This is a genomic window from Allorhizobium sp. Av2 (genome assembly GCF_021462805.2).
GTDB classification, from domain to species: Bacteria; Pseudomonadota; Alphaproteobacteria; order Rhizobiales; family Rhizobiaceae; genus Allorhizobium; species Allorhizobium vitis_G.
In genome coordinates this window covers 1,436,995-1,449,451 of the sequence record NZ_CP192696.1, presented here as the reverse complement: position 1 = coordinate 1,449,451, position 12,457 = coordinate 1,436,995, and the positions used below count along the sequence as shown (strand labels likewise).

13 protein-coding genes are annotated in these 12,457 nt (G+C 57.5%); 9 read left to right on the top strand and 4 right to left on the bottom strand.

Features of this window, described 5'->3' with window-relative positions:
• The first annotated feature begins 416 nt into the window (after positions 1–416).
• The 6 genes from FS819_RS07005 (at position 417) to FS819_RS06980 (ending at position 5,352) form a co-directional block, all read left to right on the top strand.
• Positions 417–1,031, top strand: a complete 615-nt coding sequence (locus FS819_RS07005; RefSeq protein WP_197434058.1) for a transglutaminase-like cysteine peptidase — start codon at positions 417–419, stop codon at positions 1,029–1,031.
• Positions 1,032–1,201: 170 nt separating this feature from the next.
• Positions 1,202–2,074, top strand: coding sequence for a hypothetical protein (locus tag FS819_RS07000; protein ID WP_322192630.1), 873 nt, complete (start codon positions 1,202–1,204; stop codon positions 2,072–2,074).
• Between the two features lie 269 nt (positions 2,075–2,343).
• Positions 2,344–3,768: a D-alanyl-D-alanine carboxypeptidase gene (locus FS819_RS06995; RefSeq protein ID WP_409050038.1), complete on the top strand. Its 1,425-nt coding sequence runs from the start codon at positions 2,344–2,346 to the stop codon at positions 3,766–3,768.
• Between the two features lie 87 nt (positions 3,769–3,855).
• On the top strand, positions 3,856–4,155 hold the full coding sequence (locus tag FS819_RS06990) for a hypothetical protein (RefSeq protein ID WP_156547775.1): 300 nt from the start codon (positions 3,856–3,858) through the stop codon (positions 4,153–4,155).
• 182 nt (positions 4,156–4,337) lie between these two features.
• Positions 4,338–4,706, top strand: a complete 369-nt coding sequence (locus FS819_RS06985) for a hypothetical protein (RefSeq protein ID WP_156547776.1) — start codon at positions 4,338–4,340, stop codon at positions 4,704–4,706.
• A 118-nt stretch (positions 4,707–4,824) separates the two neighbouring features.
• Complete coding sequence (locus FS819_RS06980) at positions 4,825–5,352, top strand: gamma carbonic anhydrase family protein (protein ID WP_156547777.1); 528 nt, start codon at positions 4,825–4,827, stop codon at positions 5,350–5,352.
• A 10-nt stretch (positions 5,353–5,362) separates the two neighbouring features.
• Here FS819_RS06980 and FS819_RS06975 read toward each other — a convergent pair whose 3' ends face one another.
• Genes FS819_RS06975 through FS819_RS06965 form a run of 3 tightly spaced genes read right to left on the bottom strand, consistent with a single transcriptional unit; the run spans position 5,363 to position 7,506 of the window.
• Positions 5,363–5,761, bottom strand: coding sequence for a Fur family transcriptional regulator (locus tag FS819_RS06975; RefSeq protein ID WP_070164671.1), 399 nt, complete (start codon positions 5,759–5,761; stop codon positions 5,363–5,365).
• Positions 5,762–5,768: 7 nt separating this feature from the next.
• Positions 5,769–6,581 (bottom strand): zinc ABC transporter permease subunit ZnuB, encoded by an 813-nt coding sequence (gene znuB / locus FS819_RS06970; protein WP_070164670.1) that lies wholly within the window; start codon positions 6,579–6,581, stop codon positions 5,769–5,771.
• On the bottom strand, positions 6,571–7,506 hold the full coding sequence (locus tag FS819_RS06965; protein WP_234624407.1) for an ATP-binding cassette domain-containing protein: 936 nt from the start codon (positions 7,504–7,506) through the stop codon (positions 6,571–6,573). Before FS819_RS06965 ends, znuB begins: the two co-directional genes overlap by 11 nt.
• Positions 7,507–7,682: 176 nt before the next feature.
• Here FS819_RS06965 and znuA point away from each other — a divergent pair, with 176 nt between their 5' ends.
• Together znuA and FS819_RS06955 are read left to right on the top strand one after the other, a co-directional pair.
• A complete protein-coding gene (gene znuA / locus FS819_RS06960; RefSeq protein ID WP_156547917.1) occupies positions 7,683–8,615 on the top strand; it encodes a zinc ABC transporter substrate-binding protein ZnuA in 933 nt (310 codons plus the stop codon).
• Between the two features lie 84 nt (positions 8,616–8,699).
• Positions 8,700–9,914 (top strand): GTP-binding protein, encoded by a 1,215-nt coding sequence (locus FS819_RS06955; protein ID WP_156547778.1) that lies wholly within the window; start codon positions 8,700–8,702, stop codon positions 9,912–9,914.
• A 12-nt stretch (positions 9,915–9,926) separates the two neighbouring features.
• On the opposite strand, the gene FS819_RS06950 is transcribed toward FS819_RS06955, so the two are convergent.
• On the bottom strand, positions 9,927–11,075 hold the full coding sequence (locus tag FS819_RS06950) for an ROK family transcriptional regulator (RefSeq protein ID WP_156547779.1): 1,149 nt from the start codon (positions 11,073–11,075) through the stop codon (positions 9,927–9,929).
• A 137-nt stretch (positions 11,076–11,212) separates the two neighbouring features.
• Between FS819_RS06950 and FS819_RS06945 the strand changes: the two genes are divergently transcribed.
• Positions 11,213–12,442, top strand: a complete 1,230-nt coding sequence (locus tag FS819_RS06945; RefSeq protein WP_156547780.1) for an extracellular solute-binding protein — start codon at positions 11,213–11,215, stop codon at positions 12,440–12,442.
• Positions 12,443–12,457 lie beyond the last annotated feature (15 nt).

The following is a 12,457-nucleotide window of genomic DNA, read 5'->3' as shown; positions in this document are numbered from 1 at the left end:
TCCCAATCCCGTTCATCCATCATTCACCAAAACCCATGCATTTTTGGAGTAATTCGAGTATTTCCTGCGGTTTTTTGGCGATAAATCCCTTTTTGGGGTCCATCGCCATCAACGTCCGCCTAAACTCGTGGGATAGTGATGCGTTCTTTCGGGACAACACGCCACAATCTTCCTGGCGCATTTTTCTGTCAATTTTTTATATTTTTCAGATAGATAGAAATCTTGCTTGCGATGCTGACATAACCGTTCATTCCAGCCCACCCTGCCAATTCCCATAGAAAACAGCAGTAAATTGACTAAAATTTTATTTTAATTTTATACTTATTTTGCTCGACTTTGTACTTATTCCTACCTTCCAATTTTGCCAGACAGCAAAGTATCACTGTCATTGTACTCCCATAACGGGGAGACACCCAATGACGAACAAGAAGACGACAACAGGTTTCGCCATCATCGCCGCTATCGTGGCATTCGCCAGCGCACAAGCGGCTTTTGCCGGCCAGCCTTCGATGAAAATCAATGGCAGAGCCAGCCAGCCGATCGGCCATTACGAGTTCTGCCAGCGCTATGCCAGCGAATGCCGTCCCTCCGGCAGCGATAGAGGTCCGCAACAACTGACGCCCGCGCTCTGGCAGGACATTCTTGAGGTAAACTACACCGTCAACACCACCATCAAGCCAGAAACCGATATGGAGCTTTACGGTGTCGAGGAATGGTGGGAATACCCAACCATTGCGGGCGATTGCGAAGATTACGCGCTGCTCAAGCGCCGTCAGTTGATTGCCAAAGGTGTAGCTGAATCCAACCTGCTGATAACCGTGGTACTTCAACCCAATGGCGACGGCCATGCCGTGCTGACCGTCCGCACAGATCGGGGTGATTTCATCCTCGACAACATGCGCAACAAGGTGCTGCTGTGGTCGGATACGGAATATACGTTCCTGAAACGCCAGTCCTCCGACAATCCGGGGCAATGGATGAAGATCCAGGATGGTCGTGCTGCAACGGTTGCCGCCCTTCCGAAAAACTGACCGCCAAAGCGAGGACGCGACCGCATCCACGACATCTGGCAGATATTGGCCCGGTCGTCCCCGCATCTCCGTCCGACCAAGGCCAAGAGCCGGTTCCGCTGCCACGGAACCGGCTCACTTTTTTGGATATTGCAGACATACAGAACTGCGCCCTTAACGCGCCATTAACCATGCGCTGCCCATGCTTCTATGCGCGACTCAGGTTCCGGTTTCTTCAGGTTGTCGGCCAGTGCCTCACCCATGATGCCGTGGAAGGGTTGCGCAGCCAAGAGAAGGCCAGCCGAAGCATGGACCATGCCGTCAAGTCACCCGCGATCACCATGGAAAAGCCCCTGATCTCCACCAGAGTGCTGACGATTTGTTTTGCGGTTCTCGGCCTTCTCATCGTCTTTTCCCTGGCGCTGTTTCTGGGCAGCGACTGGATTGGCCGCGCGCTGACAAGTGATCGGCGCAGCGAGAGCACGACACCGCGAGCGATCACCATTGGCCTTGATCATCTGCGCATTGAAGACAACACCATAAGGTTCCAACGCCAGCGCCACGATGGCGCTCTCGCCCGCGTGGATCTGGCCCTGACTTGGCCGGAAATGCGCGGCTATAGCCAGGCAGACCGGCTGCGGTTCGATGATGTCAGCCAATCGAACGAGTTGATCTTCCTTCAGATTTCACAGAGCACCATGTCACGCGACATGTCCGGCCGGATTGAGCCTATCTACAAGCAACTGTTCGAAGGAGCGCCTCAGCCAGGCCCCTTTGGCCTGACCGGCCACCGCTTTCGGGCAGGCAGCGGCTATGACGGTGAAATTCTCTATACTGCGCCACGACCGGGTCGCCCGGACTTCGCCATCCGTTGCCTTTCACCCGATCAAGCCGGGCTGCAACAGGACGGACCAGCCGTCGATACCTGCCAGCGCGATCTCAACGCCGGTCACGATCTCAGCGTACTTTACCGGTTTTCGCGCCAGAAATTGGCAGACTGGCGGCAAATCGATACCGCTGTCGAAGCATTCGTCGCCTCCCGCCTCACGGTGTCGAGTGAGTAGATCAGAGCTTGGTCCAGATTTTTAATGGAAATCGGCAAAATTTTAGAAAAATGCAGCCGCGACCGGCAACCTGTTGTTCATCATAAACCACTTGGTAACGCTGTGGTGTTAGCGTCAGGAAATATGTCGCTGGGGGGCGGCCAAAGCAGGAATTTATACGCATAGCACCAGATCGGGCATGTCGCCCCGACCCTATGCGTGATCAGGGCTGGAATTCAGGAAAGAGTGCAGTGGTGAATATGCGAGTTGCTAGCCTCCTTGGTCGAAACATGATTGTTCGGCCTGTCATGCGTGTCTCTCTCACCGTGGCTCTGGTCTGCGCCACGTTGGTGGCTCCGGCTTCTGAGGCCGCTGCTGCATCGCGCTATGCCGACATCGTCGTGGATGTGAATAACGGCAAGGTTTTGCGCGCCACCGACGCTGACAGCCTGCGCTATCCCGCATCGCTCACCAAGATGATGACCCTGTATCTGGTTTTCGAAGCGCTGGAAAAAGGCCGGATCCGGTTGAACTCCTCTGTTCCCGTGTCAGCCCATGCTGCCTCCGAACCGCCATCCAAGCTTGGCCTGAGGCCCGGCGGCAGCTTTACCGTAGAGCAAGGCATACAGGCCCTCGTCACCCGCTCCGCCAATGACGCGGCAACAGCGTTCGGCGAATATCTCGGCGGCTCCGAGGCACGGTTTGCCCAGATGATGACATCCAAGGCGCGCGCACTTGGCATGTCCCGCACCACCTATCGCAATGCGAATGGCCTGCCAAACTCCGGCCAGATGACCACGGCCCGCGACCAAGCGCGGCTGGGCATGGCGCTAAGACAGCATTTTCCGCAATATTACGCTTACTTTTCCACCCGCAGCTTTACCTATGGCCGCCAGGTGATCGGCAATCACAATCGCCTCATCGGTTCGGTGCGCGGCGTCGACGGCATCAAGACCGGCTTTACCAATGCCTCCGGCTTCAACCTCGTCACCTCCTTGCAGATCGACGGCAAATCCGTGGTTGGCGTGGTGTTGGGTGGTGCCTCCGGCGCCGCACGCGACAACCAGATGCGCAAACTGATGGCAACCTATCTGCCGGAAGCATCCCGTCGTGGTGGCGCAAGCCCGCTTATTGCCCGCCAAAGCACCGTACCTGAGCCGATGGCACCTGTTGCCCGCGAAACCGCCGTTGCACCGCAATTGCCTCAATCCGGCGTACCCGTGCCCGGCGGACGCTATGACACGGGAAGCCTGAGCGAAACAGCTTATGCCGGTGGCGGAGGCGCCAATGATGCGGTTGCCGCTCTTGCGAAGCAAGCGGAGGCAAGCCAGGCCCTGGAAACAGAAGCGGCTCCTATGCCGCAGACCCGCAAAAGTGCATCGCGCCATTCCAAGTCATCTGGACCCAAGCCGCCAGCCGATGTCGACCATACAGTCACGTTCTCCACCCAGGCCCCAGCTGCGGCACCTTCTGGCTGGACCGTCCAGATCGGTGTTTCGGGTAGCCAGGAAGCGGCGATGGACCTGCTGAAAAGCGCCCGTGCCAAGAGCGGTATTTCACTCAAGGGTGCGCGACCTTTCGCCATGGCCTATGGCGAAGGAGCATCCCAGGTCTATCGTGCCCGGTTCGTCGGCTTCGATGATCAGAAATCTGCGATCAATGCCTGCAATCGCTTGAAAAAGGCAGGCGTCAGCTGCTGGGCCGCAATGCAGTAGTCACTCTGTCTTACCGTGGCCTGCGCAGGTGTTTGCGCAAGGTCCGGTCAGTTCACCTCGAAATGTAATGCGTACGAGGATGTAATCATGGCAAGCAATGAAAACCACCTGAACACCGGCCAGGTCGTGGACCAGGCAGCCGAACACGCAGTTGGCAGTGATCCGGCATTTCGCTTCAACCCGCGCGCCGGCCTCAACCCGCTGCATGAAGCGGCGATAAGGCTGGCCGATGGCATCAACAAGCCGCGGGCCAAGACGCGGGATCTGATGAACCTGCTCCTCTGCCACGGCGCGCGTGCCTGGCGCTATTCTCAGCCGGAAGCAAGTATTCACCTGCATCTGCACCCGCATTCCCGTCGGGTACCGGTAAAGCTACGGCTGCGGTAAAACCATAGGCCCCGAACGAGCAAGTTTGAGCAGGTCACATGTCCGCTGCCTCGGCGAACATGACCAAGAATTAATCCAATCTCACTCGCTGGTGAATTGGATTTGATCGGATTAAGCGCGAGGATCTCCTTCACCGGCTAACAAGTTTTTCTCGCCGGTTTTGTTCCTGGAGGAGTGAACCCATGTCTTGCATTGCAAACTCTCGCATTCCCAAGTCTCGCATTGCCAAAATTTCTCTTGCCGCCGTTCTCGCAACCGCCGCCATGACTGGCATCAGCCATGCAGCCATGTCTGCTGCTGACAGGGCGCTGGCAACAGATCACCATCCCCGCTTCATGATTAGCACGCCGGATGAGATCGAAAAGCATGACACATTTCAGGACTTTCTCGGGTCCTTGACGCCAACCAGCCCGCAAGCCCGCGAAGTCCAGGCCGCCATTCGCGAAAACCCGGTTCTGCGCAGGCAATTGCTGTCACAGAATGTCGAGCTCAAGAATGTGATTTACGCTGACGAAGCATCCGATGGCAGCTTCGTGCTTTATATCCGCTGACACATCCGCAGTGAAAGGGGCCGGACATACGCGCCCGGCCCAACCGGGTTCAAAGCCCTTGCTTTTCTGAGGCTTATCCCGAAAGATCGATGGCAAATCGATAAAAGGACCTGCCATCATGCCACTTTACGCCCTTGGGGATCTGAAACCGCACCTGCCTGCCGCCGACCATTACTGGATCGCGCCCAATGCGCAGGTCATCGGCAATGTAATCATCGGCGAGGATGTCGGCATCTGGTTCGGTGCGGTGCTGCGGGGCGATAATGAGCCAATCACCATCGGCGCAGGTTCCAATGTGCAGGAAAACGTAACCATTCACACCGATATGGGCTTTCCGGCAACCATCGGCCAAGGCTGCACGATCGGCCACAATGCCATCATTCACGGCTGCATTCTGGGCAACAATACGCTGGTGGGCATGGGCGCTACGGTTCTGAACGGCACCAGGATCGGCAATAACTGCCTTATCGGCGCCAATGCGCTGATTACCGAGGGCAAGGAATTTCCCGATAACTCCCTGATTGTCGGCTCACCGGCCCGCGCGATACGCACTCTCGATGACAAGGCCGTGGAAGGCCTGAAGCGCTCCGCGCAAAACTACATCGCCAATTGGCAACGGTTTGCTAGGGAACTGAAACCGCTCTGAAACAGTAATTTCAGACGAGGCACTCCGCGCAGATGCCGCGAATTTCGATTGTGGTTTTCTCGGCCTTGAAACCCTGGCCCTTCGACCAATCGCCCAGTCGATGGTCGATGGAGTGATCGTGAAACTCCTTGACCTGCCCGCATTTGCTACAGATTGCGAAGGCCACAGTTCCATGGTCGCAGCAATCATGCTGGAGGTGGGAGCAGACAACGAAAGCATTGAGGCTTTCCAGCCGATGGACAAGGCCGAATTCCAGTAGCTTTTCCAGCGCCCGGTAAACCTGTAGCGGGGCGCGAAAGCCGCTGTCGCGCAGCTTGTCAAGGATCGTATAGGCCGAAAGCGGGCCATCTGCCTTTTCGAGCGCCTGAAACACCAGGCTCTGATTGCGGGTCAATTGCGGTGTGGACATCGGACGATCATCCTTTCTTCACGGCAGCCGTTGAAAAACGGCGTATCGGCAGCAAGCTGAGAATAAACAGGACAAGTGCGGCCACCACGATAGAGGGGCCAGAGGGCGTATCATAGGTCAGTGACCCGAACAGGCCGCCAACCACGGCAACCGCGCCGATGACCGACGCCAGAACCGCCATGATTTCCGGTGTCATGGAAAACCGCCGGGCGGTTGCAGCCGGAATGATCAGCAACGCCGTAATCAACAGAATACCGACGACTTTCATGGCGATAGCAATCACCACGGCCATCAGCAGCATGAAGATCAGTCTGGCTCGCGCTGGTTTCAAGCCTTCCGCCTCGGCCACATCCTCGTTGACGGTGGCCGCCAGCAAGGGTCGCCACAACAGGCAAAGGCAAAGGATGACGCCAAGCCCGCCAATCCAGACGGTGGCGATATCCTGCGGCGTCACGGCCAGAATATCCCCGAACAGATAAGCCATCAGATCGACCCGCACCCAGGTCATGAAGGCCACCAAGACAAGGCCAATCGCTAGCGTCGCGTGACTGAGAATACCCAACAGCGCATCGGCTGAAAGCCCGCGCCGGTTCTGCAACAGCAACAGCAGCAGCGAGACAATTGCCGCGACCAGAAACACGCTGAGCGTCAGATTGACGGAAAACAGCAGCGACAGCGCCACGCCGAGCAACGAGGAATGTGCCATCGTATCGCCGAAATAAGCCATGCGCCGCCAGATCACGAAGCAGCCAAGCGGCCCAACCGTGAGCGCCAGCCCGACTCCTGCCAGCAGAGCCCGAACGAAGAAATCATCCATCATGACGGTCACCCCTTCCCGAAGTCACCGATGGCCCCTCGCCGTGTTGATGATGATCGTGATGGTTCTCTTCGATCTCAAGCGCATCATCGTGATGATGGTGATGATGGCCCTCTTCACCCCGGCCATGGTGATGGCCGTCATCAGGATGGCAGTGATCGGTCACCGACCCGTCCAGATGCTGGACCCGGCCATCCGGCAGGTGCGTATGATCATGGCGATGATTGTAGACGGCAAGCGTGCGCGCCGCAGCAGCCCCGAACAGCCGCTGATATTCCGGGCTTTGGCTGACGACATCCGGTGTGCCACGGCAGCACACATGGCCATTCAGGCACACGACAATATCAGTCTCGGCCATCACCATATGCAGATCGTGTGAAATCAACAGCACGCCGCAACCGGTCTTGCGCCTGATATCGGCGATCAATTCGTAAAGGGCGATTTCACCGGCAAAATCCACACCCTGCACCGGCTCATCCAGCACCAGCAGGTCCGGCTTGCGGGCCAGAGCGCGGGCCAGAAGCGCCCGCTGAAACTCGCCACCGGACAAATGCTGAACTTCGGCGCGCAGCAGATGGGAAATGCCAACAGAATCCAAAGCAGCCTCGATTTCCGCCCTCGAAAGCTTGACGGTCAGGGTCATCAGCCGGTCAACTGTGAGCGGCATGGTCCAGTCGATGCTCAGTTTTTGCGGCACATAACCAACCGTAAACGCCCGCTCACGCACCACCTCACCCTCGTCGGGCTTCAACACGCCAAGCGCCATTTTCGCTGTAGTCGATTTGCCCGATCCGTTTGGGCCGATCAGAGTGACAAGCTCGCCTTTGCGGATCGAAAGCTCGACACCGCGCACCAGCCAGCGCCCGCCGCGCCTGATGCCGGCATTGCGCAATGTCACCAATGGCTTTTCACCCAGCACCTTCAACACGGATACCGAAACTCCACAGATTGAGTGTTGCAACCGGCTATGACACACGTTATAGCGTTACGCAATCAATGTAATAACATTACATATCCCATACAAGGAACTGTCCTTGCTTTCGCATATATAAATTGGAGACCGCCTTGCCTGTGAAGACAATGCCCCTGCTCAGCCTTATCCCCATGCTTCTGCTCGCGCCCGGCATGGCCGTCGCAGCCCCTGATGTGGTTGCTTCGATCAAGCCGGTCAATTCCATCGTCGCCGCGATCATGAAAGGAGCTGGCACGCCGCATCTTCTGGTCGAAGGTGCCGGTTCCCCGCATGATTATAGCCTGAAGCCCTCCAAGGCCAAAGCACTGCAACAGGCCGATCTGATATTCTGGGTTGGGCCGGGGTTGGAAACCTTTCTCGACAAGCCGTTGGATGCGCTGGCGGGCAAGGCCAAAGTGGTGGCGCTGGCCGAAGCCAAGGGCGTGGAACTGCTGCCCCTGCGCGAGGGTGGACCTTTCGAGGCCCATGACGATGGCGATGCGCACGAAGCCGGGCATGGACATGACCACGATAAAGGCCACGGGCATGACCATGAAGACGAGCATGGCGCCAATGACATGCATATCTGGCTCGATCCTGACAATGCCAAGGCGATGGCCGTAACCATAGCCGAAGCCTTGAGCACCGCAGACAAGGCCAATGCTCCGCTTTATGCCGAAAATCTTGTTCAGTTCCAGGCGCAGGTCGATGCCATGGACAAGCAGATTGCCACCATGCTGGCCCCGGTCAAGGACAAGCCTTTCATCGTCTTCCATGACGCCTATCAATATTTCGAGCACCGCTACCATGTGACGGTTGCCGGCTCCGTCACCGTCAGCCCGGAAAAGGCTCCCGGCGCTGAACGTGTGGCCGCCATTCACGCCAAGGTCAAATCGCTGGACGCGGCTTGCATTTTTGCCGAGCCGCAATTTGCGCCGAAACTGATCAAGGTGGTGTCTGAAGGCAGCAATGCCCGTACCGGCACGCTCGACCCGCTTGGCACGGGAATAGCTGATGGCCCTGACCTCTATCCCGCCCTGATGACGGATCTCGCAACCGCCATGACCACCTGCCTGAAGGGCTGACAGACGCAACAACCAAAAGGCGAGCGCCTCTGCTCGCCTTTTTCAGAATCATCAATGTAATGTTATTACATTAAGGAGTTGAAGATGGACAACAAGCTTCCCGTGACCGTGCTGTCCGGCTTTCTCGGTGCCGGTAAAACCACGGTTCTTAATCATATTCTTGGCAACCGGGCCGGGCTGAAGGTCGCGGTCATCGTCAATGACATGAGCGAGGTGAATATCGATGCCGCCCTGGTGCGTGATGGCGGTGCCAATCTATCGCGCACCGACGAGCAATTGGTGGAAATGAGCAATGGCTGCATCTGCTGCACACTGCGCGAAGACCTGCTGACGGAAGTGCGGCAACTGGCTGATTCCGGACGGTTCGACTATCTGCTGATCGAGGCGACCGGCATTGCCGAACCGCTGCCGATTGCCAGCACATTCGAGTTTCGTGACGAAGACGGCAACAGCCTCTCCGACATCGCCCGGCTGGATACGATGGTTACGGTGGTCGATGCCGCCAACCTGTTGCGCGATTACAGCTCCAGCGATTTCCTCTCCGACCGGGGCGAAACAGCAGGTGAAGACGATAACCGCACGCTCGTTGACCTTCTGGTCGAGCAGATCGAGTTTGCCGATGTCGTGGTGCTCAACAAGGCCGAAACTGCCGGCCCTGCCCGGATGGATGCAGCCCGCAAGATCATTGTCGGCCTTAACCCGGATGCGCGGATTATCGAGACTGATTTCGGTCAGATCGAACCGAAGGACGTGCTGGGTACCGGACGGTTCGATCTTGGCCGGGCGGAAACCCACCCGCTGTGGTTCAAGGAATTACACGGCTTCAAGGACCATGTGCCTGAAACGGAAGAATATGGCATTCGAAGCTTTGTCTACCGCGCCCGCCGCCCGTTCGATCCGCTGAAATTCCAGGAATTCATCGATAGCGACTGGCCGGGCGTGATCCGCGCCAAGGGGTTTTTCTGGCTGGCAACCCGGCCCCATCATGTCGGAGAGTTGAGCCAGGCCGGACCGCTGGTGCGCACCGGGCGCATGGGCCTGTGGTGGTCCTCCGTACCCAAGCAGCAATGGCCGCAGGACAAGGGTTTCCTCAAGGCCATGAAGCCGTATCTCGACCCGATCTGGGGTGATCGACGCCAGGAACTTGTCTTCATCGGCGCAGATCCCATGGATGAGGCCGAAATCCGCGCTCGGCTGGACGCCTGTCTGGTGCCTGCGGATCGCTTCACGCCCGGCGTCTGGCGCGATATGCGCGACCCATTCCCCAACTGGGCAGCGCCGCAATTTGCGGAGGCTTGAACCTGCTTTGGTTTAAATAAAATACCGCATCTTGAGTGGCAGAAGCGCCGCACCGATCACTGCGGCATCTCCCTTCACTTCGCTGAGCACCAGTCGGGCCTCCTTTGGCCCGACGCCGTAACGATGAACCCGCTGCGAGGGCATCGGGCATCTTTCGATCATCATCGCGCCCAGCGCTGGCGGCAATTGACCGCCGAAAACGATGGTCTGCGGATCTATCACAGCGATCAAAACCGCAACCAGCCGTTCGACCTGTGGCATGGTTGCCTCTAGCCACGCCTCCACGCCTGGCCAGTCTGGGTCGAATGTCCGGTAAAGAGTATCGACGGAATCAATCTCGATGCCGTGGTCTTGAAGGCTCCGAAGCAAATATTGCAATGCTGGACGTCGAGGTGCCTCGGTCGGGTCGTAAATCCCGGATAATTCGGCGGCATTGCCATGGAATCCGTAGAACGGCTGGCCGTTGAGGATCAGCCCGCCACCGAAGCCATAGTTGAACGACAGATAGGCAAAGGTCTGGCACCATCGCCCCACACCTTGCAAGCTTTCGCCGATAGCGCCCGTGGTCGCGTTGTTCTCCTGCCAGACGGGAAGCTGAAACGTCTGCTCCAGGATCGGGCGAAGATCCGTCAGCGACCAGTCCTGCAAGGGCTCCGGCGCATTGAATATCCGGTCATCGGCAACAGAAAAGCCCGACATGGCAAATCCCAGCCCCAGCAGCCGCTCGCGCGGCAGATTATGAGCCTCAAGCATTTCATCCAGCGTCCGTGACAAGGCAACAAGGGTTGCCTCGCGACTGAGCGGCAGGAGATTGAGTTTCTTCTGGGCAATCACGCCGCAGCTGAAATCAGCAAGGCAGATGATCGCCGAATCGGTGTTGATCGATATGCCCAGCGACGCCACGGATTCCACCGCAAGCTCGATAGTCGGGCTTGGCTGGCCGCGTGCGCCCTTCAGCGGCGCGCCGGTGCGCAGCAAACCGCGCTCGATCAGCCCCTCGATCAACCGATGCACCGATTGCTGGGTCAGGTTGGTATGGGCGGTGATGCCTGATCGGGCAATTGGTCCGTGGCGGCGGACGATGTCCAAAATCAGACGTTCGTTCTCGCTGGCAAGCGGGTTTCTGTCAAAGCGAGAGGGCTGTTTGGCTTGGGTCGTCATGGTTGAACATCTATCCGGCGTCTCGCGGTCAGGCAATCGCAACTCGACTGCGAGCATAAATTTCCGGCCTGTCACAAATATTACACTCAAAGTGTATTATTACGCCTGCAATTGATCCAGCTCTGATGGAGACCCCAATGCAGATGAAATTCCTGGCCATCGCGGCCCTGACGCTCGCCGCTTCCGTCGCTCCGTGTTTGAGCGCCGAAACCAATATGAAAAATCTTGATTTCGATCTCTCCAAGGTCACCAGGGAGAATTTCTACGACATCGTCGTTCCCGCTGCCAAAGCCGAGGGAACGGTGACCATGTATAATTTTGCTGGCAGCTTCGCAGACACCTGGAAAAACCTGACCGACACTTTCACCGCCAAATACGGCATCAAGGTCGTCTATAGCGACGTCAACGGCGATCAGGCCAACCAGCAGCTAATTGCTGTCCAAGCTTCAGGACAGGATACGCCCGTCGATGCCTATTTCGCAGGCGGCGGCGGCTATCCGCTGCTCTCGGCCAAAGGGGTAATCGGTAAGATTCCACTGACGAAAATTCTTCCGAACATGGCGACCTACGACCCCGTTCTGGCCGAGACCGTGTTTGGTAAAGCCCATGGCGGCACTTTCCCGCTCGTGCATCTCAACCAGACGGCAATCGGCTATGACAGTGCCTTCGTCAAACCGAATGAGGTTCCCAAGAGTTTCGACGAATTGCTGGCCTGGGCGGAAAGCCATCCCAAGCGTCTGGGCGTCACCTTACCAGCCAAGGGCGGTTCGGGCAGTGGCTTCATCTATTCCGTCGCGCTCAATTACCTGACCGGCGATTGCCGCAAGACACTGACCGATTACAACCAAACACTCCAGCAGGCCGAAGACTGGGCGATGTCGTCCGAATGCCTGACACCTGTCTGGGACTATTATCGCCGCCTGCTGAAGGCCGCGGAACTGACCAATGGCAATGCCGATACGCTGAACCTGATCAACAACCAGCAGCTCTATATGGGAACGGTCTGGGAAGATCAGGTCATGAGCTTTCTCGGCAACAAGCAATTGCCCGAAACCTTCCGCCTGACACTGCTGGAGAAGGGACAGGTCGGCTCTGGCGACGCGATGTTCGTCCCCGCCAATGCCAAGCATGTCGCCGCTGCCCTGCTGCTGATCGATATGGCCATGAGCAAGGAGTTTCAGACCTTCAAGCTGGAAACCAAGGCATCGCGCTCGCCGCGCACCGATATTACCAACGATCTGATCCCGGCTGCTCTACAGGATCATGTCCTGCCGAAAAGTGTCTACCCTCGTCTGTCGGTGCCTGCCTTCTGGGACATGTCGACCGCCCTTGCCGAAGCGCTCGATGAAAAAGTCCTGAACCAGTAATGCTGGAAAAGGCTG

Coding starts and splice junctions, on each gene's coding strand:
- FS819_RS06985 (WP_156547776.1), top strand. CDS start 4,338: ATGTCTTGCATTGCAAACTCTCGCATTCCCAAGTCTCGCATTGCCAAA.
- FS819_RS07005 (WP_197434058.1), top strand. CDS start 417: ATGACGAACAAGAAGACGACAACAGGTTTCGCCATCATCGCCGCTATC.
- FS819_RS06975 (WP_070164671.1), bottom strand. CDS start 5,761: ATGTCCACACCGCAATTGACCCGCAATCAGAGCCTGGTGTTTCAGGCG.
- FS819_RS07000 (WP_322192630.1), top strand. CDS start 1,202: ATGCGCTGCCCATGCTTCTATGCGCGACTCAGGTTCCGGTTTCTTCAG.
- znuB (WP_070164670.1), bottom strand. CDS start 6,581: ATGATGGATGATTTCTTCGTTCGGGCTCTGCTGGCAGGAGTCGGGCTG.
- FS819_RS06955 (WP_156547778.1), top strand. CDS start 8,700: ATGGACAACAAGCTTCCCGTGACCGTGCTGTCCGGCTTTCTCGGTGCC.
- FS819_RS06995 (WP_409050038.1), top strand. CDS start 2,344: ATGATTGTTCGGCCTGTCATGCGTGTCTCTCTCACCGTGGCTCTGGTC.
- FS819_RS06945 (WP_156547780.1), top strand. CDS start 11,213: ATGCAGATGAAATTCCTGGCCATCGCGGCCCTGACGCTCGCCGCTTCC.
- FS819_RS06990 (WP_156547775.1), top strand. CDS start 3,856: ATGGCAAGCAATGAAAACCACCTGAACACCGGCCAGGTCGTGGACCAG.
- FS819_RS06950 (WP_156547779.1), bottom strand. CDS start 11,075: ATGACGACCCAAGCCAAACAGCCCTCTCGCTTTGACAGAAACCCGCTT.
- FS819_RS06980 (WP_156547777.1), top strand. CDS start 4,825: ATGCCACTTTACGCCCTTGGGGATCTGAAACCGCACCTGCCTGCCGCC.
- znuA (WP_156547917.1), top strand. CDS start 7,683: ATGCTTCTGCTCGCGCCCGGCATGGCCGTCGCAGCCCCTGATGTGGTT.